The sequence below is a fragment of the Ferroacidibacillus organovorans genome (assembly GCF_001516615.1).
In the GTDB taxonomy this organism is placed as follows: Bacteria; Bacillota; Bacilli; order Alicyclobacillales; family SLC66; genus Ferroacidibacillus; species Ferroacidibacillus ferrooxidans_B.
The window spans coordinates 1-26,394 of sequence record NZ_LPVJ01000003.1 but is presented as its reverse complement, the minus strand read 5'-3'; the positions used below and the strand labels follow the sequence as shown (position 1 = coordinate 26,394).

General features: G+C 48.3%; 39 protein-coding genes. 28 read left to right on the top strand and 11 right to left on the bottom strand.

The features are described 5' to 3' along the window. Nucleotides 1-68: 68 nt before the first annotated feature. Genes ATW55_RS01255 through ATW55_RS01245 form a run of 3 tightly spaced genes read right to left on the bottom strand, consistent with a single transcriptional unit; the run spans nt 69 to nt 3,081 of the window. The gene (locus ATW55_RS01255; protein ID WP_235586943.1) at nt 69-1,244 is read right to left on the bottom strand and encodes a multicopper oxidase family protein; all 1,176 of its coding nucleotides are present in this window, start codon (nt 1,242-1,244) and stop codon (nt 69-71) included. 47 nt (nt 1,245-1,291) lie between these two features. After that, nucleotides 1,292-2,392, bottom strand: a complete 1,101-nt coding sequence (locus ATW55_RS01250) for a sensor histidine kinase (protein ID WP_067711241.1) — start codon at nt 2,390-2,392, stop codon at nt 1,292-1,294. Continuing rightward, nucleotides 2,389-3,081: a response regulator transcription factor gene (locus ATW55_RS01245; protein WP_201024908.1), complete on the bottom strand. Its 693-nt coding sequence runs from the start codon at nt 3,079-3,081 to the stop codon at nt 2,389-2,391. The genes ATW55_RS01250 and ATW55_RS01245 overlap by 4 nt, the downstream gene beginning before the upstream one ends. 138 nt (nt 3,082-3,219) lie before the next feature. On the opposite strand from ATW55_RS01245, the gene ATW55_RS01240 reads away from it, so the two are divergent. The 9 genes from ATW55_RS01240 to ATW55_RS01200 all read left to right on the top strand — a co-directional run bounded on the left by ATW55_RS01240 (nt 3,220) and on the right by ATW55_RS01200 (nt 9,095). Further along, nucleotides 3,220-3,399, top strand: a complete 180-nt coding sequence (locus ATW55_RS01240) for a hypothetical protein (RefSeq protein WP_067711239.1) — start codon at nt 3,220-3,222, stop codon at nt 3,397-3,399. A 101-nt stretch (nt 3,400-3,500) separates the two neighbouring features. Continuing rightward, complete coding sequence (locus tag ATW55_RS01235; RefSeq protein WP_067711237.1) at nt 3,501-3,884, top strand: hypothetical protein; 384 nt, start codon at nt 3,501-3,503, stop codon at nt 3,882-3,884. A gap of 100 nt (nt 3,885-3,984) precedes the next feature. Beyond that, nucleotides 3,985-4,407 (top strand): BlaI/MecI/CopY family transcriptional regulator, encoded by a 423-nt coding sequence (locus tag ATW55_RS01230; protein WP_067711235.1) that lies wholly within the window; start codon nt 3,985-3,987, stop codon nt 4,405-4,407. Between the two features lie 194 nt (nt 4,408-4,601). Beyond that, on the top strand, nt 4,602-5,264 hold the full coding sequence (locus ATW55_RS01225; RefSeq protein WP_153004968.1) for a M56 family metallopeptidase: 663 nt from the start codon (nt 4,602-4,604) through the stop codon (nt 5,262-5,264). A 28-nt stretch (nt 5,265-5,292) separates the two neighbouring features. After that, a complete protein-coding gene (locus ATW55_RS01220; RefSeq protein ID WP_067711231.1) occupies nt 5,293-5,820 on the top strand; it encodes a TlpA family protein disulfide reductase in 528 nt (175 codons plus the stop codon). A 12-nt stretch (nt 5,821-5,832) separates the two neighbouring features. Then, nucleotides 5,833-6,552 carry a prolipoprotein diacylglyceryl transferase family protein gene (locus tag ATW55_RS01215; protein ID WP_082685428.1) on the top strand — a complete coding sequence of 240 codons (720 nt, stop codon included), beginning with the start codon at nt 5,833-5,835 and terminating at the stop codon, nt 6,550-6,552. 2 nt (nt 6,553-6,554) lie between these two features. Continuing rightward, nucleotides 6,555-7,265: a cytochrome c biogenesis CcdA family protein gene (locus ATW55_RS01210; RefSeq protein WP_067711308.1), complete on the top strand. Its 711-nt coding sequence runs from the start codon at nt 6,555-6,557 to the stop codon at nt 7,263-7,265. A 159-nt stretch (nt 7,266-7,424) separates the two neighbouring features. Next, on the top strand, nt 7,425-8,075 hold the full coding sequence (locus ATW55_RS01205) for a DUF4396 domain-containing protein (protein WP_160327138.1): 651 nt from the start codon (nt 7,425-7,427) through the stop codon (nt 8,073-8,075). 156 nt (nt 8,076-8,231) lie between these two features. After that, nucleotides 8,232-9,095, top strand: coding sequence for a M15 family metallopeptidase (locus ATW55_RS01200; protein WP_235586942.1), 864 nt, complete (start codon nt 8,232-8,234; stop codon nt 9,093-9,095). Between the two features lie 43 nt (nt 9,096-9,138). Here the strand turns inward: ATW55_RS01200 and ATW55_RS01195 are convergent, their stop codons facing one another. From ATW55_RS01195 to ATW55_RS16425, 3 genes are read right to left on the bottom strand one after another with little or no spacing between them, the layout of a single operon-like run. After that, nucleotides 9,139-10,362: a redoxin domain-containing protein gene (locus ATW55_RS01195; RefSeq protein ID WP_067711227.1), complete on the bottom strand. Its 1,224-nt coding sequence runs from the start codon at nt 10,360-10,362 to the stop codon at nt 9,139-9,141. 38 nt (nt 10,363-10,400) lie between these two features. Further along, a complete protein-coding gene (locus ATW55_RS17115) occupies nt 10,401-10,745 on the bottom strand; it encodes a cytochrome c biogenesis protein CcdA (protein ID WP_160327137.1) in 345 nt (114 codons plus the stop codon). After that, nucleotides 10,675-11,103, bottom strand: a complete 429-nt coding sequence (locus ATW55_RS16425; protein ID WP_162492342.1) for a cytochrome c biogenesis CcdA family protein — start codon at nt 11,101-11,103, stop codon at nt 10,675-10,677. The genes ATW55_RS17115 and ATW55_RS16425 overlap by 71 nt, the downstream gene beginning before the upstream one ends. A gap of 117 nt (nt 11,104-11,220) precedes the next feature. Between ATW55_RS16425 and ATW55_RS01185 the strand changes: the two genes are divergently transcribed. From ATW55_RS01185 to ATW55_RS01170, 4 genes are all read left to right on the top strand, one after another. Next, a complete protein-coding gene (locus tag ATW55_RS01185; RefSeq protein ID WP_067565013.1) occupies nt 11,221-11,496 on the top strand; it encodes a metal-sensitive transcriptional regulator in 276 nt (91 codons plus the stop codon). A 12-nt stretch (nt 11,497-11,508) separates the two neighbouring features. Further along, a complete protein-coding gene (locus ATW55_RS01180) occupies nt 11,509-13,113 on the top strand; it encodes a heavy metal translocating P-type ATPase (RefSeq protein ID WP_067711223.1) in 1,605 nt (534 codons plus the stop codon). Further along, nucleotides 13,070-13,726: an HAD-IC family P-type ATPase gene (locus ATW55_RS16620; RefSeq protein ID WP_235586941.1), complete on the top strand. Its 657-nt coding sequence runs from the start codon at nt 13,070-13,072 to the stop codon at nt 13,724-13,726. The genes ATW55_RS01180 and ATW55_RS16620 overlap by 44 nt, the downstream gene beginning before the upstream one ends. Before the next feature lie 65 nt (nt 13,727-13,791). Further along, a complete protein-coding gene (locus ATW55_RS01170; protein WP_067711217.1) occupies nt 13,792-13,998 on the top strand; it encodes a heavy-metal-associated domain-containing protein in 207 nt (68 codons plus the stop codon). Between the two features lie 116 nt (nt 13,999-14,114). On the opposite strand, the gene ATW55_RS01165 is transcribed toward ATW55_RS01170, so the two are convergent. Both ATW55_RS01165 and ATW55_RS01160 read right to left on the bottom strand, forming a co-directional pair. Next, nucleotides 14,115-14,342 carry a type II toxin-antitoxin system HicA family toxin gene (locus ATW55_RS01165; RefSeq protein WP_067711215.1) on the bottom strand — a complete coding sequence of 76 codons (228 nt, stop codon included), beginning with the start codon at nt 14,340-14,342 and terminating at the stop codon, nt 14,115-14,117. Further along, nucleotides 14,339-14,548, bottom strand: coding sequence for a type II toxin-antitoxin system HicB family antitoxin (locus tag ATW55_RS01160; RefSeq protein WP_067711213.1), 210 nt, complete (start codon nt 14,546-14,548; stop codon nt 14,339-14,341). The genes ATW55_RS01165 and ATW55_RS01160 overlap by 4 nt, the downstream gene beginning before the upstream one ends. Before the next feature lie 178 nt (nt 14,549-14,726). Between ATW55_RS01160 and ATW55_RS01155 the strand changes: the two genes are divergently transcribed. The 4 genes from ATW55_RS01155 to ATW55_RS01140 all read left to right on the top strand — a co-directional run bounded on the left by ATW55_RS01155 (nt 14,727) and on the right by ATW55_RS01140 (nt 17,472). Beyond that, complete coding sequence (locus tag ATW55_RS01155; RefSeq protein WP_067711210.1) at nt 14,727-15,815, top strand: hypothetical protein; 1,089 nt, start codon at nt 14,727-14,729, stop codon at nt 15,813-15,815. 120 nt (nt 15,816-15,935) lie between these two features. After that, entirely contained in the window at nt 15,936-16,133 is a 198-nt protein-coding gene (locus tag ATW55_RS01150) for an SHOCT domain-containing protein (RefSeq protein WP_067711208.1), read from the top strand. Nucleotides 16,134-16,159: 26 nt separating this feature from the next. After that, a complete protein-coding gene (locus tag ATW55_RS01145) occupies nt 16,160-16,816 on the top strand; it encodes a sulfocyanin-like copper-binding protein (RefSeq protein ID WP_235586944.1) in 657 nt (218 codons plus the stop codon). Nucleotides 16,817-16,875: 59 nt separating this feature from the next. Then, on the top strand, nt 16,876-17,472 hold the full coding sequence (locus ATW55_RS01140) for a class I SAM-dependent methyltransferase (protein ID WP_067711200.1): 597 nt from the start codon (nt 16,876-16,878) through the stop codon (nt 17,470-17,472). A 49-nt stretch (nt 17,473-17,521) separates the two neighbouring features. Here the strand turns inward: ATW55_RS01140 and ATW55_RS01135 are convergent, their stop codons facing one another. The 3 genes from ATW55_RS01135 to ATW55_RS01125 form a co-directional block, all read right to left on the bottom strand. Beyond that, a complete protein-coding gene (locus ATW55_RS01135; protein WP_067711198.1) occupies nt 17,522-17,938 on the bottom strand; it encodes a heavy metal-responsive transcriptional regulator in 417 nt (138 codons plus the stop codon). A 107-nt stretch (nt 17,939-18,045) separates the two neighbouring features. After that, nucleotides 18,046-18,249, bottom strand: coding sequence for a hypothetical protein (locus tag ATW55_RS01130; RefSeq protein ID WP_235586940.1), 204 nt, complete (start codon nt 18,247-18,249; stop codon nt 18,046-18,048). 99 nt (nt 18,250-18,348) lie between these two features. Continuing rightward, complete coding sequence (locus ATW55_RS01125; protein ID WP_067711196.1) at nt 18,349-19,032, bottom strand: stage II sporulation protein R; 684 nt, start codon at nt 19,030-19,032, stop codon at nt 18,349-18,351. 407 nt (nt 19,033-19,439) lie between these two features. On the opposite strand from ATW55_RS01125, the gene ATW55_RS01115 reads away from it, so the two are divergent. The 11 genes from ATW55_RS01115 to ATW55_RS01065 all read left to right on the top strand — a co-directional run bounded on the left by ATW55_RS01115 (nt 19,440) and on the right by ATW55_RS01065 (nt 26,281). Then, complete coding sequence (locus ATW55_RS01115) at nt 19,440-20,039, top strand: hypothetical protein (RefSeq protein ID WP_160327136.1); 600 nt, start codon at nt 19,440-19,442, stop codon at nt 20,037-20,039. 127 nt (nt 20,040-20,166) lie between these two features. Further along, nucleotides 20,167-20,478 (top strand): zinc ribbon domain-containing protein, encoded by a 312-nt coding sequence (locus ATW55_RS01110; RefSeq protein WP_067711190.1) that lies wholly within the window; start codon nt 20,167-20,169, stop codon nt 20,476-20,478. Between the two features lie 74 nt (nt 20,479-20,552). Beyond that, nucleotides 20,553-21,200: a peroxiredoxin gene (locus ATW55_RS01105; RefSeq protein ID WP_067711188.1), complete on the top strand. Its 648-nt coding sequence runs from the start codon at nt 20,553-20,555 to the stop codon at nt 21,198-21,200. A 142-nt stretch (nt 21,201-21,342) separates the two neighbouring features. After that, nucleotides 21,343-21,714 carry an ArsR/SmtB family transcription factor gene (locus tag ATW55_RS01100; RefSeq protein WP_160327135.1) on the top strand — a complete coding sequence of 124 codons (372 nt, stop codon included), beginning with the start codon at nt 21,343-21,345 and terminating at the stop codon, nt 21,712-21,714. Next, a complete protein-coding gene (locus tag ATW55_RS01095) occupies nt 21,689-22,327 on the top strand; it encodes a cation transporter (RefSeq protein ID WP_067711184.1) in 639 nt (212 codons plus the stop codon). Before ATW55_RS01100 ends, ATW55_RS01095 begins: the two co-directional genes overlap by 26 nt. 83 nt (nt 22,328-22,410) lie before the next feature. Continuing rightward, entirely contained in the window at nt 22,411-22,629 is a 219-nt protein-coding gene (locus ATW55_RS01090; protein ID WP_067711182.1) for a hypothetical protein, read from the top strand. A 62-nt stretch (nt 22,630-22,691) separates the two neighbouring features. Beyond that, complete coding sequence (locus ATW55_RS01085; protein WP_067711179.1) at nt 22,692-23,840, top strand: hypothetical protein; 1,149 nt, start codon at nt 22,692-22,694, stop codon at nt 23,838-23,840. 61 nt (nt 23,841-23,901) lie between these two features. Further along, the gene (locus ATW55_RS01080; RefSeq protein ID WP_067711177.1) at nt 23,902-24,168 is read left to right on the top strand and encodes an SHOCT domain-containing protein; all 267 of its coding nucleotides are present in this window, start codon (nt 23,902-23,904) and stop codon (nt 24,166-24,168) included. A gap of 33 nt (nt 24,169-24,201) precedes the next feature. Next, the gene (locus ATW55_RS01075) at nt 24,202-24,891 is read left to right on the top strand and encodes a response regulator transcription factor (RefSeq protein WP_067711175.1); all 690 of its coding nucleotides are present in this window, start codon (nt 24,202-24,204) and stop codon (nt 24,889-24,891) included. Continuing rightward, entirely contained in the window at nt 24,888-25,976 is a 1,089-nt protein-coding gene (locus tag ATW55_RS01070; RefSeq protein ID WP_067711172.1) for a sensor histidine kinase, read from the top strand. Before ATW55_RS01075 ends, ATW55_RS01070 begins: the two co-directional genes overlap by 4 nt. After that, on the top strand, nt 25,973-26,281 hold the full coding sequence (locus ATW55_RS01065; protein ID WP_067711170.1) for a zinc ribbon domain-containing protein: 309 nt from the start codon (nt 25,973-25,975) through the stop codon (nt 26,279-26,281). Before ATW55_RS01070 ends, ATW55_RS01065 begins: the two co-directional genes overlap by 4 nt. The last annotated feature ends 113 nt before the right edge of the window (nt 26,282-26,394 follow it).

Below are 26,394 nucleotides of genomic sequence, written 5' to 3'. Positions count from 1 at the left end.
TGTGTTATTTCTAGGTCAATTGTAGACCATGCTACTTCCGTTTAATGGAAGTAGCATGAATTGTGACGTTACATCCCGCTCATATTCCCCATGGCATTGGGCATTCCCGACTTGGCAGTACTTGATTTCTGCAGTGGATAATAGGGTTTTCCGTTCGATTTTACGTATTGTAAGATAGACATCATACCTGCTTCTTGTCCGTTGATCCCCATCGTGTGATGGGGTAAGTGACAATGTAATGGCCAATTCCCAGGATTATTAGCAGTTAGTAAGATGTCATAAGTCTCACCTGGAGCCACATTCACAGTGTTTTCCTGATACTGGGCAGTCTTCGGAATTTCGTTTCCATCTTTGGATATAATCGTAAAATTGTGACCGTGCAAATGAATGGGATGATTTTCCATGCTCAAGTTGGCGAGACGAATCAATACACGATCCCCCTTTTTTACAGTTAAAGGCGCTGTTGCCGGGTACTGTTTTCCATTGAATGTAAATACATTCCAACTCATGCTTTCTGGATTAATATCATAGTTCCCAGCGGGCACTTGACCTTCACCAAAGGTCATAGTATTAGAGTTTGATGAACCCATTGGCATTCTGTTCTGCTTTGTTCCTGTTTTTTGTAAGCTCCACTCTTGCAGCAGCAGCGTATAATCGTGTTGTATCGATTTTCCCATAAATGTATCTCTTCCACGTTTAGGGAGGGAAATAAAGACCCCGTCTAATCCCATCATCTCTTGAATCGCAGGATTCAAATGGGAGTGATACATGAAAGTCCCAACTTGATTCACCTTAAATTGGTAACTGAAGCTCTTACCCGGTAGAATCGCGGGGGATGGCTCTATGCCTGGCACGCCATCCATGGAATTCGGAACGTTTAGCCCATGCCAGTGCACACTCGTTGGGACTGGCAAACGATTTGATACTAAGACACGGATCGTGTCACCCTGATGAACAACGATGGTAGGGCCAGGAGTGCCACCGTTATATCCCCATGCATTCATGAAAACACCTTTTGATACCTCTTGTTTAACCTTCTCCGCGGTTAAGTGGAAGACTTTTACTCCTTGATCGACGGTATATGAGGCGTTTGAGACATTTGGGGAGACAGGATGTGTGGTTGCCCTGGGTATTGCCATATTCAATCGTTCTGATTGTGCTGAACTTATTTGCCAAACACTAAATCCGGATATTGCAAGGAGTGCCGACGCGGCGAGGATTTGCCGAGTGAATTTTCTTGGCATTCAGATTGTCCACCTTTCTGAGAATATAAGGATACTCTACAAATGAATTATGAAAAACTGACGAAGGTAGATAACACTTTTGGCAAAATGACGGTCGCGATGGTACCGATCCCCAACTGACTCTCTATTTGCAAGCTGCCATTTGAATCGATAATGATTTCTTTAGCGATAGCAAGTCCCAATCCTGTTCCACCTGTCTTACGATCCCGAGAAGACTCGACACGATAGAACCGTTCACAGATATAGGGCAGATCTTTCATCGGGATGCCGATGCCTGTATCCCGAATGGTTGTCTTTATATCGCGGGAAGTTACTTCTACCTTTACTTCGATCGAATGATGGGGGAGTGTATATTTGTATGCATTATCCAATAAGTTTACAAATACCTGAAGTAATTGATCTGCATCTGTCAGAACGTACTGATCAACAGGTAGTATGCCAACGTGAAAGATAATTTTCTTTTCTTCAATAATAGCTTTTACATGTTCAATCGCTAAATGTAAACAGTTCGAGATGTTGACGGGTACCTTAGCACGCATCGTTGGCTGGGTTTGAATCATACTCCTTTCAAGATCGAGCACCATTTTCTCGAACCGCGTTACTTCTGCCATGAGTAAGGCAAAGCGCTCTGGTGTAGGCATCCAGACGCCATCGATGATAGCTGCGAGGCTTGCCTTCAAGGCTGTTAGTGGTGTGCGGAGTTCATGTGAGATATCTTGGATAAGTCGCTCTCGGAGATTTGCTTGTTGAGCCAATTGTTGTGACATATGGTTGAGGGTAGATGAGAGATAAGTGATCTCGTTGTGACTGTTGCTGGGATTGCTATTGTGGAAAAAGTGTCCTTTTGCCAATGCTTCAGCCTGCTCGATCAACGTTCTCAGAGGGTATGTTAAACGCTTTGATAGCCACCAGGATATCGCGAAGGTCAAAATTACGATGACAATGGCCATCGAAATGAGAGTTTGACTTAAGGCGATCGTGAGATGCCTTACGAGCATTGTAATGATTTCAGTGTGGCGGGTTTGACCATTAAGAAAAGACCGAAAGTGGTTTGTAGCGACAATTCTGATGACAATTGCGTTCATAACAGTCATGGATAGAGTGATCGCAAGAAATGAAATAAGCAGTCTACTCTGTAATGGTTTCACAATGGTTTAACCTCGAATCGATAGCCTACTCCGTAAACCGTATGCACATATCTTGGTTGCCGAGGATTTTCTTCTAGCTTTTGCCGCAACGTTTTTATAAATGCATCAATGGTGCGAAGATCACCTTCGTACTGAAAACCAAATGCGCGCACCACGAGTTCGTCCCGTGTCCAAACACGCCCTGGATGTCGAGCTAGCGTAACGAGCAGATCATATTCTCGCGATGTAAGTGAAAGTTCCTCTCCGCGAGCGAAGACTTTATGACGTTCATCGTCGATGATTAATTTACCATCGTCCCATTCGATAGAATATGCCAACAATCGATGTTCCTCCGTGCGACGTAGAACCGTTTTAACGCGTGTGATGAGTTCCCTTGGGTCAAATGGCTTGATCAAATAATCATCCGCTCCAAGCGACAATCCTCGAATTCGTGAGTTTATAGAAGATTTTGCCGTTACCATAATTACTGCTACATCGGATTGTGCGCGAATGGTTTTACATAAGTCTTCCCCAGAATGGTCAGGAAGCATGAGATCAAGGATAACGAGATCTGGTTTATAAAGTATAAATTGCCGCATGCATTCTACGCCATTCATAGCAGTCACGACTTGATAACCTGCTTTTTCTAAGTAGGATTGAATCACATCGATAATCACAATTTCATCATCTACGACAAGTACTTTTTGCAAGATCGTTATCGCTCGCCTTCTTTTGTTTGGGAAAATAAGGAGAAATACATCGCTGCATGGTAGCGCAGGACTCGACACATCACACTACGTAGTGTAGTGTGATGTGTGAGGGACATCAAATCGTGAGGTGAGTATAGCATGACAGATTTTTTGCGCCATTTGTTTGGAGAAGGGCACCACGCCGTCACGAAGAAGAGCGCCACGGCCATCATGAAGAAGAGCGCCACGGTCATCATGAAGAAGAGCGTCACGGCCATCATGGAGAAGGGCATGGAATTTTGGGCAACATTTTCCGACCATGAAATGATGGCTGCATGAGATTAGGATCAATTAACGTATGACGAAAGTTGAAATTTTTCGAAAGGACTGTGGCAAGTCCCACTACCGCACGACATAGTGTAGTGATGGGGGTGGGACTTGTGAGTTTTTTTGCCTTAATTACGTTTGTGGCAGGAATATTTCTTTATTCTCGGTCGAGACGATCAAAGTATCGAAATTATCATGGAATGTCTGTTGAAATGATGATTTCCATGACTGTTCCATTTGCGATAGCGGTTCTCACAGAATCAGTCTTTAAGAATGAAATCTTAGCCATCTTGGTGGCTGTCATAGGTACTCTGACTTTGGCGATGATTGAGAAAAGGGTACTGCGCATCGAAGAAATAGGTGAACGTACGATTTCATCTGTCATGAGTGCTATGATGGCTTCGATGATGGTTGGAATGTCTGATGTGATTGTAGTGAATTTTATTCTCATTGCATTGTCTGTCGTCTCTATATTGGTCGGTAAACTGATTGCTTGAAAAGATGAAAAATGGAATCGATTTTTTCATGGTAACCGATTTTTTTAACTCAAAGAACATTTCACAATAGGAAAATGAACTGGGAAGTGGGAGGAAGACCATGTGGAAGAATGGAGAACTACAAGCTTTCCATTTACGTGAACAAGGACTTCAACGTGTTTTGGGACCACTAGAAGCAGATGTCATGGAAATATTGTGGAGAATAAAAAGTGGAACTGCTCGGGAAGTCCTGATGGAATTGGAACATAAACGTCCTTTTGCCTTTAATACTGTGATGACGATCTTAAAAAGGCTCTGTGAGAAGGAACTTCTTATGCGAATAGATGAAGGTGTCGCTCGCTTTTCTCCTTGCGTCACAAAAGATGAGCTACTTAGAAGGGTATCTCAAAATGTTTCAGATTGTTTGGTGGAGGAATTTGGGGAATTGGCCATTGTTCATTTTGTCGATAGCGTTTCGCGACGCGATCCTGATCTCTTAACTGAGTTACGTCGCATTCTGAATGTTTCACAGCATGAAGAGTGAAAGCAAATCATCACAACGTCCTTTTAGTGGGGTTTTGGCTTTTTATTATCTGGCTCTTGTTGAGCATCGTAATTCTTCTGAGTCCTTTTCTTATAAATTGGGGGAGGCATGTCTCATCCTTTGCAGCGTATTGCATAATTTGGTTAAACCAAGGGATTCAGTACTCATCGGAGAATGGTTTTGGAGCCGTCGTTTTGTTGCTAGTCGCTCAAGGAGCAATCCTATTTATGGTTATTCTACAGAGGATTCGCGCAGCGAAACTGATGGGGCGTTTAAGTTTTAGTGTTCCACCTGAATCGGTTTCTCAGTTTGCAAAAGAGCACAGTATGGAACATAGGTTGTCGTACACTCAATCGAAGCAGATTTTTTCATTTACATCAGGATTTTTCTATCCGCGAATCGTGATTTCACAAGGGATGGTCGAATTACTTAATGAGAAGCAACTTCACGCTGTCTTACTTCATGAGCGGATGCATGCGGTTGGACACCATCCGCTTCTATTGGCATTAGCTCGCTCATTCGCAAAGGTTTTTTGGTTTTTTCCGATTGTCGGTGAAATTGTACGGCAATACCAAATACAGTTGGAACTTGATGCAGATCAGTTTGCCATTCGTCATGTGGGAAAAGAACACCTTGCTGCAGCACTTCTTGCTGTAATGGAAGTCGATTTGAAACACGTACATGTTCATGAGGTCGCTTGGAATAGCTTTGATGATTTCATGAGACCACGCGTATATCAACTGATTGGACAAGAAGTAAAGCGCGACGTAAAACGCAAGTGGATGATCCGACCAATGATTCAATCAGGGACGTCTTTCCTTTTGTTTATTCTATTTTTAGTAGCTTCTTGTTTGTGAACACTTTTAAAGTAAGGAGAAAATGGTGATGCGATTTCGTTCAATTCGGATTTGGATAGTGGTTGTACTTATCCTTGTGATGATTTTAGTTGTAATCGTGAATCAGGTGAAGGGAAATCCAGCAACGTTACCTGAACCTGGATATCAAGCCCCTCCCTTTCGATTAATGACTTTTAATGGGGGTACACGGTCATTATCACAATATCGAGGAAAGGACGTATTTATAAATTTTTGGGCATCTTGGTGCCCGCCCTGTCAGGCAGAGACTCCTGATTTGGTAAGGATGTATCGTCAATATGGGAAGCAAGTTGTTTTTCTTGGTATCAATTTAACAGGGAGTGACACCGTGCAGTCGGCGAAAGGATTCATTCAGTATTATCACATTCCCTATACGGTCTTAGAGGATCCCAAAGATGTTATAGCTAAAAAATACGACGTTATTGCAATTCCGACGAGTCTTTTTATAAACGGTAGGGGGATCATTGTAAACCGTGTAACTGGGGGTATGTCTAAAGCGATGATGCAAGAAAATTTCAAGGCACTGATTAACCATTGATTAGAGGTGTGAATGGATATGCTTGCATTGCTCGGAGGTTTCACGATAGGGGAAATTACCATTCCCTATGCATGGATCGGTGTTTTTCTCGGTGTTTATTTAGGTACACAGTTTATGAAATGGTATGTTCGGCGCACATCGATTCAACAAGGTCAACAAATAAGCGAACTTCTCCTTTCTATTGTTTTGGTGGGGGTTCTGGGATGGAAGTTTTCCAATCTCTTGCTTAATCCAATGGATGCCATTCATAATCCTTTGTCGATGTTGGCAATTCCAGGAAGCACCTATGCAGGAGAGGCAGGTCTTCTCGTTGCGCTCACCTATGGTTCCTATAAGTGGTGGAGACTCAAACCCATCTGGCGTTCTGTCATCAATATTTGGCCAATCGGACTTGTAGCGGGTGGTGCAGTTACGGAGTTGTTTTGGTTATCTCTAGGTAAGACTACCCATTTGCCTTGGGGCGTTCATGCCTATGGTCAAGTATATCAACCCACAAATTTTTATGAGTCTATGGTGCTATGGATTTCTCTTGCTATCGTCTGGAAGATGCGCGTTAGGAATAAAGGAAGTTGGTTACTTATATTTGTTGGAATTGGATCTCTTCTCGTATCGATTACAGCCGTAAATACGTGGGTAATCATCGGATTAAGTCCTGGGCAATGGGTGGCTTTAGTGCTTGCATTGCTCGGAATAATCAGTGTACGAGAAAATGATCGGAGGCAGATCGTGTGAATATGGTCCCGTCCATTTGGCTCGCATTCATAGCCGGCCTGGTGTCTTTTATTTCACCCTGTTGTCTTCCGCTTTACCCATCGTATATTTCCTACATCTCTGGGGTTTCTTACGGAGCCTATCAAAAAGGGAATATCCCTTCAGAAATTCGAAAACGGGCATTATCGCACGCAGTCTTCTTTGTGCTTGGTTTTTCTGTCATTTTTGTAGCGCTCGGCGCCTCGGCAAGCCTTCTTGGTCTGTTGTTTGCACAATATCGATCGGTGCTTAGTCAAGTTGGAGGTGTCATTGTAATTGTCATGGGGCTATTTCTCATGGGAGTTATTAAACCGGGATTCCTGATGAGAGAACTTAAGTGGCACGTGGATTCCAAACCGCAAGGTTTTCTCGGTGCATTTGTCATTGGGATGAGCTTTTCTGCAGGATGGACACCATGTATTGGTCCAATTTTGGCATCAGTCATTACTGTTGCTGCGACCAATCAGTTAAATGGTGCACTTCTCATGCTTTTTTATACGGTTGGATTTGCCATACCATTTCTTATTTTGGCTTATACACTTGGTTCCGCGCGAAAATTGCATACATACAGTTATCGTGTTAATCAGATTGGCGGAGGAATTATGGTATTCATGGGCATTTTATTGGCAACGGGACAGCTGACGTTAATCATTAAGTGGTTGATTGGGCTATATCACGGGTACATTGGCATGTAACGTATAGGTGATCCTCTTAAAGGGTATATTATGATTCTTCAAAAATCATAGAAATGGGGATTAAAAATGCAAATTTTCTCTTTAACATGGATCGTAATCTCAGTCTGTTGTACGTTCTGGTTGGTGAAAGATCTTCGCCACCAACCGGAAATCATGTCCATGATGAAAATCGCATGGATATTAATTACGCTTTACCTCGGATTCATCGGAATTTGGCTATACCACCGTAGTTGTCGCGAGCCAGAACCGGGCACTCACGATGCATTTGTTGCGCCGATGTGGAAGCAGTCGGTAGGTTCTGTCATGCATTGCGTAGCTGGTGACGCGTTAGGGATTGTCGCTGCATCGACTGTTGCGACTTGGTTAAGGTTACCCGAGTCTCAGAGCATGGTGGTTGAGTACATCGCTGGCTTTTTAATGGGATGGCTGTTTTTCCAAACGATTCCTATGATGAAAATGAACGGAACAACATTTAAACATGAATTGAAAACTGCCTTTTTTGCGGAATTTTTATCATTGACCTTTATGGTGATTGGCATGTTTCCGACGATGGCGTACTTTATGAGGATTTGGCATGTCATGTCTGCTGTAGATCTTCGATTCTGGCTGATCATGTCGATTAGCATTTTGATTGGATCAATTGTAACGTATCCAATCAATTGGTGGATGGTTCGCCGTGGAATGAAACACGGAATGGGTAGTTCACATGTATTGGGACATGGCGGAAATCATGGTCTTCATCAGGAAGTGCACACTTCGGAACATGACAAGGATGTCGCTGTTCATCATAAATTGTCGCATAAGCACTAATACGAATTCTATCTTTTTGCAGCGGCGCACCTGACAATACTTGATACTTCGGTTATGCACTTTTTTCGATCGTGAGGATCGATCATTGAATCAATATACGATGCTTTCTGAACACAAAATTGCTTGGATCATTGTAGAGTTTTGGCTATACTCATTGTGGAGGCGTTCATTTTGCGGTTTGTTCGTAAAAAACGGTGGATTATCATTTTCGCGCTGGTGGTCGTTACCGTTATAGGGTATCATCGTTCTCTTTCTCGCTTGATAGAAAACCACGTTTTGCTTGGATTACAAAAAGCGGTTTCGATTCAAAGTTCCAAAAAGGAGGGGCAAGGGGTAGCCAGTAAATCGATTCGAACTCATACGAAATCGAGTGGAACAGTACATTCCAATTTATTTGGCTCATTGCAAACTGTCAGAGATCCGTCGAGTCAATTGGTTCTTGTAAATAAAGAAAATCGCTTGCCCAGTGGGTATGTACCGAGTGATCTTGTTGTCCCGAGTGTACCATTTCTGTACGGTGCGCGAGATGCTGAGTTTCGTTTAATGAGGAAAGTAGCGGCACTTGCGCTAGCGAGAATGTTTGCTGCCGCAAAGCAAGATGGCGTCTTTATGGATGGAGTTTCCGCCTATCGGTCGTATGCGACACAAGCATCCCTTTTTGCACAGTATGTTCAACAGTATGGAAAATTGGCGGCAGAGCAATTTAGCGCGCTGCCTGGAGAGAGTGAACATGAGACTGGTCTTGCCATTGATGTCTCTGGAAGCAGTGGACGTTGCGCTGTTCAAAGTTGCTTTTCAAAGACCCCGCAAGCCATCTGGTTACAAAAACATGCGGCGACATATGGATTTATCATTCGATATCCTAAAGGAAAACAAGCGATAACGGGTTATGAATATGAACCATGGCATATTCGTTATGTGGGAATTCTTCCTGCAAAATATATCGTGGGGCATAATATAACGTTTGAACAGTACGTAGCCATGATGAATGGTAAGACTCAACCGAAATCATCACTTTGAACCCCTCGGCGAGTCTTGCCATATCAGTCCGTGAAACGGAGTATTATTTCGACAAGCCTTTTGACATGTTTGCCTGTAGGTTTGATGTAAGGTTTGAAAAAGAGATTAATCCTTGATGATACCAAAGGATGTGCCCGGTACCAGATACTAAAACTTGTGTGGGAATCCCTGTGATCCCGTACAAGTCACTCACGCTGCCAGTCGCGTCTAAAGCAACTGGGTATTGAAGATGGTTTGTGACCATGTATTGTTTTACATGTAGCGTCGATGGCTCAGATTGTCGCAGATCTACGGCGAAAAGAGTAGGCCATGTGGGATGTCTTTTTGTCCATTGCGCATACTTTTGTAACGTTGGTGTTTCCATTTGGCAATCTGGACACCACGTTGCAAAAAACTCGAGCAGTGTAGAATGCCCAGTGTGGCCGATTGAAATATTTCGCGTCGTCGGTAGTCCAGACTTGTTGGGAAAAAGTGTTGGAAGCGTAAATGCGCGATCTACAGCTGAGGAAGGTCCAAGTGAGCTTGGAAGATACTCTAGCTGTCGTGCGGGCGCGAATTGAGAAGGGCTTACATGTCCAGGCAAGAGGGGAGCAATGTGGTTTTCGATCTCTTGTACTTGGGCAGAAATCGTCGATGCTTGAGGATCTGTACTGTTTAGGTACAGCCATTTTTCATGACCTTTTGCGTCGATGACAAAAACGGCCGCGATGTGTTCTACAAGATTGCCGTGAAGGATTTGACTTGAGACGTAGTAATTTTTCCAAACGTTTTGCAAGGAATCGGTAGGGCCTGTGAGGTACTGCCACTCATGGAGCATCCCATGCGAAGATGACCAATCATAGACGTCTTTTACCTTGGTTGCGATCGGGTTTGCATTGACCGCAACCAACTGTACATTTTTTCGATACGGACCAAGATCATACATGAGATTTTTTAATACGACTGCAGTAAGCGGGCATACTGTGGTGCATTTGCTATCAATAAATGTCAAAACAACAATTTTACCCCTATAATTCTTTAGAGAGATCGATTTTCCAAATTGATTGGTCAATGTGAAGTTGGGGGCCATTTTGTTTCCAAGTGACGCTCCAGGATCGACATTTGGATTGGATGCAGGGTTATTCGTATTTGGAGTAGCCGGATTTGACTTGGGAATAGGGTGGATATTTGATACAAACCGCCAAGTAAAGAAGGTAATGGCGAGAAGAAAAAGAATCGTTACAAATGCAATCGTGATTTCAATCAAATGCTTTATGGATCGATTCAAAATGATAAACTCCTTTCGCTTGACCCTCTCGCGATCTTTTATAAGCCTGTAATAAGCAGACCGCGAGGGCCTTCCAGCCAGTACCACAATAAATAAAGTCCTGCGAAGATCATTACGATCGCACTCAACTTCTGGATATAAGGAAGCGCGAATTGAATAAAAACCTCAACCGTTTGCCGAGCTGTTGTGGCAAGTATGGATAGGATGGTGATCACAATCCCCATCCCAATACTGTAAGCTAAAAATGAGATAATCCCGTTACTGAATCCCGTAACGAATCCCTGGGATGCCACGCTGACAAAAACGGGTAAACTACAGCTCAGGGATGCAATGCCAAATGCGATTCCAAAGGCGAAAAAAAGAACCGGAGGAACCTCGCGCAAAGAGTCCTTCAAGGCGAGTGGTTAGTTTCCCTGTGTGGAATCCAAGATAAAGGTTGCCACGCCAAACATAGAAGGCCATGATAAACAAGAGTATGGCTAAGAGAATCGACAGTATGGGTGCTGCGCCAAAAAGCCACTGACCTAGGGTAGAGACCAGGAGACCCGCAACCCCGAACATGAGGATAAACCCTAAGGTCATGAGCATTCCGGCACGCAAGCCGTCCATCCATCCCCACCTTGGCCTATGAATTCGACCAGAGAGCAAGTACATGAGGTAAGAAGGAAGAAGTGCAATACCACATGGATTAAAAGCGGTAACCATGCCTGCAGTACCAGAAATCAGCCATGAAATAGGCAAGATTTTACCTCCTGAAATGATTCGAAAACAGAATTGTTGTGGGGCAACCTTAGCACAATTTTTCGCATTTGACAAATAGGGTGCGGGGGTATACTATCTGTGTCGGGTGGTGATGAAATGCACGGGTACCAAAAGGATGCAGAAGATTTATTGAACAGGTTGCGCAAAGTGGAAGGTCAGGTGCGTGGCATACAAAAGATGATTCAAGAAGATCGCTATTGTGTAGACATTTTGACGCAATTTTCATCGATCAAATCGGCGCTCGCAAAAATCGAGTTGGCGCTCCTTGAGAGTCACACGCGCGGATGTGTGGTGGACGCCATTCAAGGTGGCGGCGGGGATGAGAAGATTGACGAATTGATGCACGTGATCCGGGCGAGTATGAAGGGGTAGAGGTGATCGCAGATGGCAGAGGCAGTTCTTGAAACGGAGCGCGTCCCTTCCGAGCAGATTCAGATGAACATCACGGGGATGACATGCGCGGCGTGTGCGGCGCGTATCGAGAAACAGTTGAACAAAGCACCGGGTGTCGTGCGGGTGAACGTCAATCTCGCGAGCGAAAAGGCGGTTGTGGAGTATGCTGCTGGGACACTGACGCCAGACGCGATCATTCGTGTCATTGAGAAGACAGGGTATGGCGCGGAACCGGTCACGGAGGCGTTGGGCGAGGAGCGCGAGGATCAGCGCATTGCGTATCGCAACTTGCGAGACGCGTTTTGGGTGGGCGTCGTGTTGACGCTGCCCCTCTTGATCCAGATGGTCAGCGGATTTATCCCACACGCGTCTTTTATGCTCCCTGTGTGGCTGCAAATCGCGCTTGCGACACCAGTTCAGTTTGTGGTGGGCTGGCGCTTTTACAAAGGGGCGTATCACGCCCTGCGCGGCGGCGCGCCAAACATGGATGTGCTCGTCTCTTTGGGGACATCGGCCGCCTATTTGTTCAGTTTGGCAGTCGTCATCTGGCGCATCCCGTCTGGTCTCTACTTTGACTCGGCGGCGCTGATCACGACGCTCATTTTGATGGGCAAACTGCTTGAGCATAAGGCGAAGGCGCAGACGTCGCGCGCGGTGCGGGCGCTCGTAAAGTTGCAGGCAAAAACGGCGCGCGTGATTCGCGACGGTCAAGAGATGGACATTCCCACAGAGCAGGTGGTGACAGGGGATGAGCTGCTCGTGCGGCCGGGGGAGAGCCTCCCGGTGGACGGGATCATCCTGTCGGGGCGGACGTCGATTGATGAATCGATGCTGACGGGAGAGAGCATGCCTGTGGCAAAAGAGGCGGGCAGTGCGGTGTTTGGCGCGACACTCAACAAGGAAGGCGCATTTCACATGCGGGCGACCAAGGTGGGGCGCGACACGGCGCTGGCGCAGATCATTCGCATGGTGGACGAGGCGCAGGGGTCGAAGGCGCCGATTCAACAGCTGGCAGACAAGGTGTCGGGGATTTTTGTGCCGATTGTGCTTGTTGTATCACTCGTGACGTTTATCGGGTGGTATTTTGCGGCCGGGTTCACGCACGCGCTGATCAATGCGGTGGCGGTTCTGGTCATCGCGTGCCCCTGTTCGCTTGGTCTTGCGACGCCGACGGCGATCATGGTGGGGACAGGAAAAGGCGCCGAGAATGGCATCCTGATCAAGGGCGGCGAAGCACTCGAACAGGCACATCGACTGACGGCGGTGATCCTTGACAAGACAGGGACGATTACGAGCGGTCGCCCGGAGGTGACAGACGTGGCTGCACTGTCTGATCGCGTGTGGGAGCGGGATCTGCTCGCATTGGCAGCCTCTGTTGAGCGCGAGTCGGAGCATCCGCTGGGCGCGGCGATCGTTTCTCATGCGCAAGCGCAGGGTCTGATTTTGCCGAAGGCGAAAGATACAACGGCCATTCCGGGTTATGGCGTGCGCGCAATGGTGGAGGGCATGCTCGTGTTGATTGGCAACCGCGCCTTCATGGAGCGCGAAGGCGTTGTACTGGAGGACAAAGCGGACAGACAGGCGGACAGGCTTTGAGGAGATGGGCAAGACGGCGATGTGGGTGGCGCGCGAACGCGAACTGCTCGGAATCATCGCAGTGGCGGATGGGGTCAGAGAGACGTCGCGGCAGGCGATTGCAGAGATGACTTCGCTCGGGCTTTCGGTGTACATGCTGACGGGGGATAACCGCAAGACAGCACAGGCGATCGCCCAATCGGTTGGGATTTTGCAAGAGCGCGTTTTTGCGGAGGTGCTGCCTGAGCAAAAGGCGGAGATGGTCAAAAAGCTGCAAAGAGAAGGAAACGTGGTCGGCATGGTGGGGGATGGGATCAACGACGCCCCGGCGCTTGCCACTGCAGAGATCGGTTTTGCCATCGGATCGGGCACGGACGTAGCGATAGAGACGGCGGACATCGCGCTTTTGCGCGGGGATCTTTTGAGCGTAGTCACTGCGATCCGTCTCTCGAAGGCGACCATAAAAAAAATTCGGCAAAACCTGTTCTGGGCGTTTGGTTACAATTCACTCGGTGTCCCGCTGGCCGCATTCGGGTTCATCAGTCCGGTAATCGCCGGCGCCGCCATGGCGCTCAGTTCGGTGAGTGTCGTGAGTAACTCCGTGCTGCTCCGGCGTTTTCGCTCGACGGTGTGAGTTGGGGCGTGCGCTTGTGGTCGTCTGTGAATGCATGAAAAGACCATTTGAAAGGAGGTGATGGGATGGCGGTGGCAACGATTGAGGTACAGGGGATGACCTGTCAGGGGTGTGTCAAATCGGTCACGAAGGCGCTGCAGGCGGTTGACGGGGTGACGTCGACGGACGTGAGCCTTGAGAAAAACCAGGCGACCGTAACCTATGAAGAAGGCAAGGCGACGCTTGCGGATTTGAAGCTGGCGATTGAAAATGCGGGTTATGATGTGGCGTAAGTGCATTTAAAAAACGAGGTGGGCGTGCGGGTTCTCGCGAATCTGTGCGTCCGCGTTTTTTATGTCTGCAAAACCTTATTGTCTGATAAACGAGACGTAGTTTCACGGTTACAACGTCAATCCCTTAACCATTCATGAAGCGCATCGAGGGTCATGTCGGATTGCCGCAAAATCGATTGCAGTGTACCTGGGGCAAGCTCTCTGTGCATTGGAATAATCGCGATTTTTCCATCTGGATGGCGCATTTTATGATGGCTGCCTTTTTGACCGATCGATGAGAATCCGGCGTGAGTTAAAAAGGCAATCATTTGTTTTCCGGAAACGACAGGCAAACGTGGACTCATTGCACATTGACTTCAACAGGCGCAATGATCGGAGTTGTACCAGTCGGTGCGTCGTGATCTTCGAAGTATAGCTCCAACGCCTCTTGTAGATTGTTTAGGGCATCTTCTAAGGTTTTGCCCTGGCTGGTTACTTCCACTTCAAGACAGCGAGCCACAAACCATTCACCTTGACGTATAATGGCTGAAGTCAAACGGATCGCACTCATGGAAACAGGACCTCCCAAAACGATCTTTATTCGATTCAAACTTTGTGTACGGGAATAATGCATTTTTATTATATCATGATTGGCTTAGGGTGTGATTCTAAGGTGACGATTGTCTGATAAACGAGACGTAGTTTCACGGTTGCGTTGTGTGGCACGAAAAGGGAGCGGAGGCAAGCCTATGAGCATTTTGAACCGGATTCGAACCATTTTGGCGGGCGAACGATATTGCTCTGATGAGCACTTGGAAGGTTATCACAGGATCGGGCAAGATGTGTACGTTCTTGAGATGGAGCTTTTGGACGCGACAGAGCCGCATGCAAAAGCCATTGCGCGCGCCGCGCGCTGTTTTCAAGTGATGGGGGATGCACTTTTGCAGGATGCGCGGGAGGATGATCAGAAGCGCTCGGTGGCGAGCATCACGCATGAGCAGGCGGAGGTTTTGTACGGAAGGATTCCTGATCTCATGGTTGCCGCCAGACAGGAGGCTGCGTTTGCGGGGAGTGCCCGCGTGAGTTTGCCGATTCGACTTGGGAAACGGGTAGAATCTGGCCATACTTGTCCGTTGGAGCATTTCATTGGGTTGCAGCGCGCGGCGGATGATCTGGAATCTCTACTGTCGTCGAAGATCCAGTTGGCGAGGTTGGAGGGTGACAAATTTAAAGAATCCATTCTTTTAGCAGAAGAGGCGCGAACGCGAAGACGGACAGGGGATTCGACGGTAGGGAGACTGACGGAGGGGAAAAAGGTTCCGGCTGATCTGCACGAAGAGGCAGAAGAATCCTACTGGACGGCACTGTCTTCCTATTTGCTGGTTGCGCAAGGGCTCGAAGATCCGAGCGTTTTGTCGCATCCGGCGCGCGTGAGCAGCGTCAAAAGCAAATTAGACTCGGAGGATCGCTGGCGCATAACGTCTGAGTCGGCGAAACGAGAGATTCGCAGAAGTGGAGAATGGCAGATTGCAGAGCGGGATCTTGACGAATTTTGGGAGTCTCACCGCCTCACGCAAGAAGAGCGCGAGTATGAAGCGACCGTAGAAAATTTGCTGCGCTCAGGCGATATCGTGGAAAATGGATACTGGTACTGTTGCCCATTCCAGTCTTGTTATCGTGTGGTGCAAGGTCCTGTGCATGTCGTGGGACATACCGTCAAGCAGCATCACGCGTTTGTGTGGGAATACGGTGAAGATGGAGCGCGGAGCCATTTTATTCAGGTGGAATCCTTCAATCGCGCAGACTCCCGGCAGTACTGTGGCGATGAGGATAAGTAAACCGCCAATCCTTGCAATTTCTCTCTCATGATAAACGAACCATTTTTAGAATGACGTGCACACACTTTCTTCACACTTGCGCGCTAGGATGAAGCCAACAATTGAAAGGTGGGATCTGAAATGGGATGTTGTGGTGGAGGGATTTTCTCGCGTGGGTATCGTCAATCCTCTCAAGGGGCATCTGCGCCGATCAAGCAACAGGCGGATTCTCCGGTCGATACGTTAAAGAAACGTTTAGCGAATGGTGAAATCAGTGTCGAAGAGTATCAAAAACTTTTCGTCATTCTTCAGCAAGAAGATGTGCCCATGCGTCTGTAATTGAAACGGGGTGTCACGCAGTGAAAATGGGACGATCCATTTGGCTGTGGGGGTTGATCGCCCTCGCAGGGTTTATCGTGTTGGCGGGCGTTTTCATGGTTGCCTTCAGAATGTACAGTGGGCAAGGCTATGGAGGCATGATGGGTGGCGGTTATGCAGCAACGGGGCCGATAGGATCATCCGTGGGAGGCGTGACCCGCCGAACGTCCTGGCTATCGAGCGCAAAACTCGCTACAACGATTCGCGCGGGGGAGCAGGCTGCAAGGATCGACAAAAAGACAAATCGTATCGTTTATCGCGGAAAAAACGTGAATCTTGTTGCGCTTGCCTCTCCGCACGGTGTGCCGAATATGACGTTTGAAGTCGATGGGTTGGTGAATCCAACTCTTGTCGTGCCTGCCCATGCGCGCATCACCATTGAACTTGTCAATACGGACTGGGGATACATGCACGGCTTTGAAGTGACGGAGACGCCGCCGCCATACTCATCCATGGTGATGATGGGGATTCAAAATGACTTTATTTTGATGCCATTGCCGCCGCGCACGACGCAAAACCTCCAAACCGCACAGTATGCAATCCGTACGGAGACGTTGACGCTGCCCGCAGGGACGTATCACTATTTATGCCCGGTTCCAGGACATGCGGCGGCAGGAATGTACGGTCGTCTGATCGTAACCTAACGTCAACTACCCACCACGGTAAATTCGTTGAATGTTTTTCTGAAGGGGAGGTCTCTTCTGTGTGTGTCAATCACCCGCGCTTTACACGTTTTTATGTTTGGGGGCAGCGGTACGTAGAACAGGCTGTTGGGGAAATCAGGGAAAAGCAGAACAGCAAAGCCTACGGAAGAACGCTCATTGTAGGTGCGGGTACGGGTTTAGACATTTCCACACTCGGTTCAAAGGTGAGCGAAATTACGTTGCTTGAGCCAGATGCACACATGCGCACCTACTTAAAACAAACCTATGATTCTCTCCCCTTGATTCCATCGACGGCCGAAAACATGGATGTGGGGGACGGGCAGTTCGATACAGTGATAACCAGTCTCGTACTGTGTTCTGTGACAAATGTGCGGCAAGTCTTATCCGAAATTTACCGCGTGCTAAAGCCCGGTGGACAGTATCTTTTCATGGAACACGTGCAGCACAATGAGGCTGTTTCCCGCATGGTACAAAATTCATTGAACCCCGTTTGGCAACACATTGCAGGCGGCTGTCAGCTAAATCGGAAGATTGCTGATGACATAAACGCCTCTGCCCTCACCACCCTCGAATGCAGTCTTGTAAAACCCCATTTCCTCATCCCGATCATCGCGGGACAAGCTATACGCATTTGATCAGCCGCCAATCGGTGGCTGATCACATAGAACCCTACAAATACATAGGCTACGTCAACGTCTCTTTTTCGATGTATTTGCAGATGGTGCCGCTGCAATTCATCGCTTCAACCTCCTGAAACATTTGATACCGGAGAGCCACCGTATCTCTAAATTCCAGCATCTCTTTTATTCGGACATCTAGATCGTCTAAATGGCGTTTGACCAAATTTTGCACATGTTGACAGGGGACGATCCCATCGGTTCGAAGCTTGATGATCTCCTTGATTTCGTCAAGGGAAAGCCCGAAGTGTTTGGCTTGTAAGATGAATCGCAAGCGTTCCACGTCGTATTCAGAGTATACCCGATACCTGGCGTCCGTCCGATGAGGGGGATCAAGCAGCCCGATCTTCTCGTAGTAGCGCACCGTTTGCGTCGGAATGAGGAATTGGCGGCTTAATTCCCCGATGTGCAGTGCTTTCTTCATGTTTGGACATCCCCTTTGAAACGAAAATTCAGGGTTTTAATGTTGTCCGATCCCCGCGTTGATCAAAGACTTACGGGTTACCGGCTGTTGGTTTTGACAGCAGTCCATCAGCTTTCCGTCGACAACCACTGCTGGCACGCGATGAATGCCGTATTGGGTTGCCTTATTCCGACATTCATTTGTGGCGCAGCTTGGCGCAGATCATAAACCTGAACGTCACACTCACCGCAAACTAAGCTTTTTACGAGTTGGATTGTATCATCGCAGAATGGGCAGCCAGCGATAAATACTTCAACGTGCCGTTTGGACATTTCTGAACACCTCCATAGGATTTGTTTATAGCATAAACCTTATATCTAACTTTAATGTCAATAGGGATTCAGAGAGGCATCTTACATCGTGGATAACAGCTATAGCGTACGTTGCAAATGAACCCACAGAAGATGGGTCTGTAGTTCTGCGATGGATAGCCATTGTTGACCATAATCGACAATGGCTAAACGGAGTTGCACAGGGATTCGCTTTCCATTAGGTTCTGTGATGCTCGTGACAGCTAATGGTGGTGTTTGTGGAAAGGCTCCTGTTCGGGGAATCGCGCGGGCATTCATGGCAACGTAGCACAGTTGGGGAAAGATGACACACCACCAATTATGTCCTTGCCCTTTTCCTAGAACAATGCGCAATGCCTCATAATTACCAGCTGGGAAGACGTGATTGCCATAGAATTTTCTTGGAAACCATGTCATTCCAAAGGTTGTTGTGCTGTTGTAAGTGATCCCCATATGATTTAGATCGTCATGAATCAACGAATTGATCTTTGATATGTCGCGCTGAATTTCTAGTGCGGTTTGACTGTATGTGAGATGTTTCGGAAGATGTTGAGACAGAAAGGTTAGTACGCGATCGCGTATCGCCAGTTTAACACGTTGATCGTGTGGGGTATTGCTATTTGCGATGATGCGAATCCGAATGGCATTCGCAGGCAGAGGAGATGACGGGAGAGAAGCAAGGGCAAAGAGTGGACGAAACGAAAATTGATGGAGCAGCCCGAACAGACATACGCCAACAAATGTGAAAATCACCCCCCGCCTCATGCTCTCACCCCCCTTTTCATTCAAAAAACCCTGGTAGGTGGAAGTGTGGCCAGTTCAGGAGCTAGATATACGTGAGAGTCATAGGAAACTCAATTGGATCTGCATACTTTCTTCACAGTTGGTCTCTATGATGACTGTGAAAGGGAGGAATGCAGTGATGAAAAGAAAAGGTTGGATCATTCCTGTGATCGCTGGTTTGTCTGTGTTGATGATTGGCAGTGGGGCGTTTGCGGCGACGGTTTCGCAAACAAACCGCATGACTTTTCAGGGAACACATACGAGCCATGGATTAACGGGTACCGTGGGTGTGATGGGTGACAGAAGCGGCGGAAGTGGCGCCGCGAGCGCGCTGGGCGGCGGATACGGCATGATGGGCGGCGGAAGTGGCGCCGCGGGCAGGATGGGTGGTGGATACCGGCATGATGGGCGGCGGAAGTGGCACCGTGAGTCGGATGGGCGGTGGATATGGCATGATGGGCGGCGGAAGTGGCGCCGTGAGTCGGATGGGCGGAAGGATGAACGCTTATTCTTCGCTTGACAGTAGTGCCACACTGAATCAACAGATTGCGCGGGGAAAGCAGGGAGCCGTGATCGATCAAAAGACCAATACGATCACGTACAGCGGTGGGTCGATTAACCTGGTTGCGCTCGCATCGCCGCACGGGCAACCGAATATGACGTGGGAGATCGATGGATTGGTGAATCCCACGATCATCGTGCCTTCCAGTGCAAACGTTCAAGTAACCTTGGTGAATACGGACTGGGGATATATGCACGGATTTGAAGTGACGTCAACCGCACCGCCGTATGGCAGGATGGCCATGATGAGTGTAAATAGTGATTTTCTGTTGATGCCGCTGCCTGAACGAACAACCAAGTCGCTAACTACAGCGCATTATTACACGCGATCTGGGCAGTTGCATTTGAGCGTAGGGACGTACCACTATTTATGTCCGGTGCCCGGTCACGCCATTCAGGGTATGTACGGAACACTAAAAGTCGTTTGATTTTTGTTCCATAGCCTAAAGAACCGCAGCCTAAAGAACCGCGCAGAGACGACAAAGGCACATCCGTGTCCAGTCCGTTTGCGCGGTTCGAATTTTAGAAATGCATCTTTCTTAGGGGGGAGTGAACGTGAGACGTTTGGATTGGATGATTGCCAGTGGGTTTGTCCTATTGGGTCTCCTGTGTTTGGTGATCGCCGGTGAAATCTTTGTAAGCGATCCAATGATGGGCGGAATGATGGGAGCGAATCCTAAGAGCAGTGCGTTATTTAGCGTTATTCTCATACTATTTGTCGTGATGGTTATGGTCTTGTTGGTGCGAATGAATCTTGATAAAAAGAACGCTCCATCGGTGCGCTGTCTACATTGCAGTCAACGCTTAAAGCCGGAATGGCGTGTGTGTCCTTACTGTGGTCAGCATCGATCGAAGATTTGGGAATAGAGTAGGCTTCTCCATACATTCTTCACAGGTAGGCGATAAAGTATGTACAAACGAAGACAGGAGAGATGTTATTTATGTCAGAAGTGCAGCAATTGCCGAGATTGAATGAATTAGCCCCAGATTTTGAAGCGAACACGACGCAAGGGAAACTAAAATTGAGTGATTTTCACGGGAAGTGGGTGGTTCTCTTTTCCCATCCAGCTGATTTTACACCTGTGTGTTCGACGGAGTTCGGATCGTTTGCTTCGAAAGCGGAAGAGTTTGCAAAGCGCAATGTCCAATTGATCGGGCTGTCTGTAGACGGTGTGCAGGCGCATTTGGCATGGATTCGCGACATTGAAGAGGTTTTTTTACACAAAGTTACGTTTCCGGTGATTGCTGATTTGGATATGAAGGTATCAAGCTTATACGGAATGATTCATCCTGGTGCAAGCAGCACGGCGGCGGTTCGCTCGGTGTTCATCATGGATGACAAAGGGATCATGCGAGCGATGATTTACTACCCGATGAATGCGGGACGCAATATATCAGAGATCATCCGTGTCATTGATGCGCTGCAAACGGCGGATCAATACGGCGTCTCGACACCTGCGGATTGGACTCCTGGGCAAGAAGTCGTCGTGGCCCCACCTGCGCAACAAGGCGCGATCAAGACACAGGAGGAAGAAGAAGCTCAAGGCTACGAGTATAAACGTTGGTACCTGCGCTTTAAAAATCTTTGATTTAAGAGGGGATATCGATCGCCCACCTGTCGCTTTGGAGACGGGTGGGCTTTTGCGTGTTCTAAAACGTATGCCCATTGTGGATGTGGCACATTCGTGATACCCTTCATTCAAATGGATGTTTGAATGAAGGAGAATGATGATGAATAAGCGTGACATGTGTCAAGTCGAATGTGTGGATATGTCAAAGGTGGAGAGGCTTCGCTCTGTCATTCCGGAGACCGCTTCACCGTCTTTGATTTTCAAAGCCCTTGCAGATGGCACACGTCTCAAAGTGGCCTATGCACTGGCAGAGGATGAACTGTGTGTCTGTGAGGTTGCAGCATTACTCGATACGACCGTTCAAAACGCATCGCATCACCTCCGGCGGCTTAAAAGCGCAGGGCTCGCATCCTATCGGAAAGAGGGGAAACTTGTCTACTACAGACTGTCACAAGCGGCGTCTCTCGTTTTGAATTCAGTAAGGCAAGGTCAAGGAGGTGAAAAGGATGTCAGTGCAAGCGTTGCAGGTTAAAAAAGGAATCAACATTGAGATTGTCAGCATTCTTTGGATGATTGTTGAGGCGGTAGTGGCCATCCGCGCTGGAATTCTGGCACATTCCTTGGCACTTAAGGCGTTTGGAGCCGATAGCGTCATTGAACTGGTGGCAAGTGCAATTCTTCTCTGGCGGCTCTATGTGGAGTCAAGTGGTGCAAGTCTTGAGCGGGTAAAGCAGGCCGAGAAGAAGGCGTCATGGGTTGTCGGAGTCGCCTTGCTTGCACTGGCTGGTTACATCGTTGTCTCTGCCGGATTTGACCTGTGGACACGTTCCAGCTCGGAAAAGAGCATGCTGGGTCTCGCACTTGCCATCGCTTCGGGGATGATCATGCCGTACTTGTCACGTGTAAAGAAAAGAATTGGTACGGAAATCGGCAGCAAAGCCCTTCGCGCCGACGGCTCATGTAGCATTGTTTGTGCGTACATGGCGTGGACATTGATCGCAGGACTTGTTTTGACCGCTCTGGTCGGCTGGTGGTGGCTGAATGCCCTGGCTGGCTTGGCATTGGTTTATTTCGTGGTCAAAGAGGGGATTGAAGCCATCCAAGAGGCGCGCGGCGTCGAGGATGCCTGTGGGTGTGGTCATTGATCGAGAAGTTCCTCCATACTTTCTTCACAAATTCGGGATAGAATTCACTCATTGTTTAAAAGTTGCTTGAATGGGGGAGAACGATGAGTTGGAATTTATTACTCACGCTATTTTGTCCTGTCTTAATGCTTTTTGGTATGGGGAAAATGTTCTTTTCTAAGAAACGTCAGGATCCATCACCTACCGCTATCCCCTCTCAGGATACCCCTCATGATGTGCATGAACTGCAGCTTCAGATTGCCGACCTTATGGTTGAGAATCATCAGCTCAAAGTGAAAACCACAGAGCATTTGAACGATTGATTTGAACGATTGAAATGTAGATCTGCTCGACGTTTACCTATCTTTTCACGAGGCGTATGCATATGAACATGACTCCCTATATTGATCCCGCGGTCGTTCACTCCTTTCACGTGATGCTCTTTCAGTGGAGCCTCATGACGCTCGCAACGATTCTGCTGATGTCTGCGGCGTGGTGGCTTTTAGGTTATTTCAATGAGGAAGTGGATACCCCTCAACACATCACGTTTGACACGCATCATCCTTTTCGGCAAATCTGGATGCTGATCCGCCACCGCATCGGGCATACTCCAAAGGCGCGTGTCGTGCTGTGGTGGGGATTGGGAGCGTTTTGGTTGATCGACGGTGTACTTCAAGCGCAGCCCGCCATGCCCAATAACGGTTTTGTCCAGGATGTTCTTGCGCCTACGGTGATTGGTCAGCCTCCGTGGTATCTTCGCATTCTCGGATGGAATATCCAATTTTGGACGGACTATCCGATCGGGGCAGATGTGTTTGCGGTGATTCTACAGGTGGGTATTGGACTGTGCCTTTTGCTCGCGATGGATCGGGTGTGGGGTAAAATTGGTTTGTGGGTATCCATCGTATGGGGTCTCGGTATTTGGTTTTTGGGCGAAGGGATGGGCGGCATCTTGACGGGCAGCGCAACGTGGCTGTCAGGATCGCCTGGCTCCGTCCTGTTCTATGTGTGTGGCGCGATCTTTTTACTGCTTCCAGAAAGCGTGTGGAGAGATGGGCGGGTCATCCGATTCGGAAATCGTGTGATCGGCGGGATTTGGATCTTGGCCGCGTTTGCCCAAGCGTTACCAACGGCAGGGTACTGGACAGGGCAAGGTCTTAGCACGCCATTTCTGATCGCGGCAAGCATGCCGCAACCAAGGCTTTTTTCAGATCCGATCCATGCGATGGCGGTGAGTACACTTCATCATCCGTGGCTTTGGAATACCGCTTTTGTGGTCTTTATGTTTACCTTGGGTGTCTTCTTCTGGTTTCAAAGGGTACACTCATGGGTGTTGGTTTCTGCATTTGTATGGCTCTTTTTCAGTTGGTGGATGGGGGAAGATTTTGGGGTCATGGGTGGAATTGGAACCGATCCAAATTCAGCGCCTGTGTTCGCTTTGTTCATTGTGACGATCCATCTCGATCGATTCGCGCGTCACAAGCAGGCACCTTTAAAACTGCATACACAAACTTTCTTCACACTTGAGCGGTAAGGTCTAAGTAGTAAGAAGAAGTGTAGATATGTTGTCTGTCAATGAAAAGGAGTGTTATGCCATGTGGTACGGAAATAGTGGAATTGGGTTTGGGTCGATGATGGGCGCGATGGGGGTCATGGGATTTGTCATGATTCTGTTTTTCGGGATCTTGATCTTTGCCGTTGTTTTTGGAGTAAGAATGTTCACGCGAACGGAGCGCGGTTATTCAGGAGGGAATTCGTCTCATGATTCGGGCAGTGCGCTTCACATCGTTAAAGAACGCTATGCCAGAGGGGAAATCAGCCGCGACGAGTACGACCGGCTGCGCGATGAGTTAAAAGACTGATCGGTTATGTTTGCAGCGAAAGAAGGGGAGAGGATGAAGCGGCACATCCTGGTCGTGGATGACGAACCGCCGATGCGGCAATTGGTTCGCATCTACTTGGCGCATGAGGGTTTCTCCGTCTCTGAAGCGGAGGATGGGTTCACTTGTCTTGAGGAACTGGGTTCAGGCGTGTTTGACATGGTGATCCTTGATGTCATGATGCCAGGGATGGACGGCGTGGAGGTTTGTCGCACGATCCGCACGCGCCATCCTGATATGCCTGTTTTGATGTTGACGGCACGCGAAGCGGTGGAGTCGCGAGTGATGGGACTCACTGCCGGGGCAGATGATTATCTGATAAAGCCGTTTGACTCTCGCGAACTGGTGGCGCGAGTCAAAAGTTTGATGCGCCGAACTCATCCCCGTGATGAGGTGGTTTTTGCAATACCGGAGATTCATTTGCGGATGGATGTCGAGGATCGAAACGTGTTTGTAAAAGGGAATCGGTTGACGCTTACCCCCAAAGAGTTTGACTTGCTTCTATGGTTTGTCAAGCGTCCTGGTCGAACCTATCCACGCGATGAACTGCTGGATCGGGTGTGGGGCCAGGAGTACGCAGGAGACACGCGCACGGTGGACAGTCACATTAAGAACCTGCGCGAAAAGTTGCGGGACGCGGGGGTTTCATCCGATGTTCTTGCAACCGTCTGGGGCATCGGTTACAGGCTTGAGGTTGCCCCGTGATCCGCTCGCGAATCGCCTTCAAAATTGGAGCCTCAATCGTAGGGCTCATGCTCGTGGTGCTTTTATCCCTTTACCTCTCACTTGAACAGTTGATCGCCCATGTGGCACAATTTCGCGATCTCGGGCAAGCCGCATTGAGTCGTGTGGAGCAGATGCTCGTGTTGGCGGCCTTTGGAGCGATCATGTTGACTGCTGGCTTAGCCGTTTTCCTCTCGTACCGTCTGGCGCAACCACTGCTCACAATGAGAAGGGCTACGAGAGAAATCAGCCGAGGCCAGTATCACGTTCGCGTTCCTGTCGCGGGAAATGACGAGGTGTCCCAACTGGGGCAGGCCATCAATGACTTGGCGCAGCATCTGGATCATCTGGATAAGACGCGCAAACAGTTTCTTGCGGATGTGGCGCATGAATTGCGCACGCCGCTTACCTATATCAAAGGATATAGTGAAGTGGTGTACGAGAGACTGACCAAATCGCCAGATGAAGAGCGGCGCTATGTAGGGCTTATCTATGAAGAGTCGCAACGTGTCGAGCGCTTGATCCAGGATCTTTTTACACTGGCTCAAGCGGATGAGGGTGATCTTCTGCTGATTCGCAGGGAGCCGCTTCAAATTGATGCGTGGATGCAGAGTCTCGTTGATCGTGTGAGCGCGCGAGCGTCTGCCAAAGAGATCACCGTGTCGCTTAGCATGCCACAAACCGTTGCCCTCGTGGAGGCGGATCCTCTGCGGCTCGAACAGGCGCTGATCAATGTGCTGGACAACGCAGTGCGCTATACAATGCCTGGCGGAAAGGTGTCCGTGGAGGTTGTGCAAAAGGGTGACTTTCTTTATTTTCAGGTGAGTGACAGCGGAATGGGAATTCCGCGCAAAGAGCTTCCTTACATTTGGAATCGCCTTTATCGCGTGGAAAAATCGCGGTCGCGCGTGCGTGGCGGCAGCGGTCTTGGCTTGGCGATTGTCAAACAGGTAATTGAGGCGCACGGCGGATTTGTGTCGGCTCAAAGCGAAGAAGGGGCGGGTACGGTCATAACGCTTGGCATTCCGCTTCGATCCCATGAAACAACAAGGGGGGAGCGCACATGAAGAGATTGTCATGGATCGGCGCAACCCTTCTCGTGTTTTTAGGCGCGCTTTGTCTTGTAATGGCAGGGAGTGGTGTGAGCGTAAGACCGATGGGGTCGATGATGGGCTCCATGATGGCTTTCAGCATGCTTGGAATGATCGCATTTCTATTTTTCATTGTGATTCTTTTTGCGATTCTCTTTCTATGGTTGCAGACGCGAAGAGAGACAGCGGGGATGTGTCGCGCTTGTGGACGGCGGCTTCACAGCGATTGGCGGGTATGCCCGTATTGCGGTGACAAAATCGAGCGATCTTCAGAACGGTGAGGGGCTACATCAAACGAACATCGAATGTGCGTTCTGTTTGTGGAGCACTCAAATCACAGACGATATTATTCCATTTCCATATTATTAGTTTAAATCACAAAAAAACATGAGGA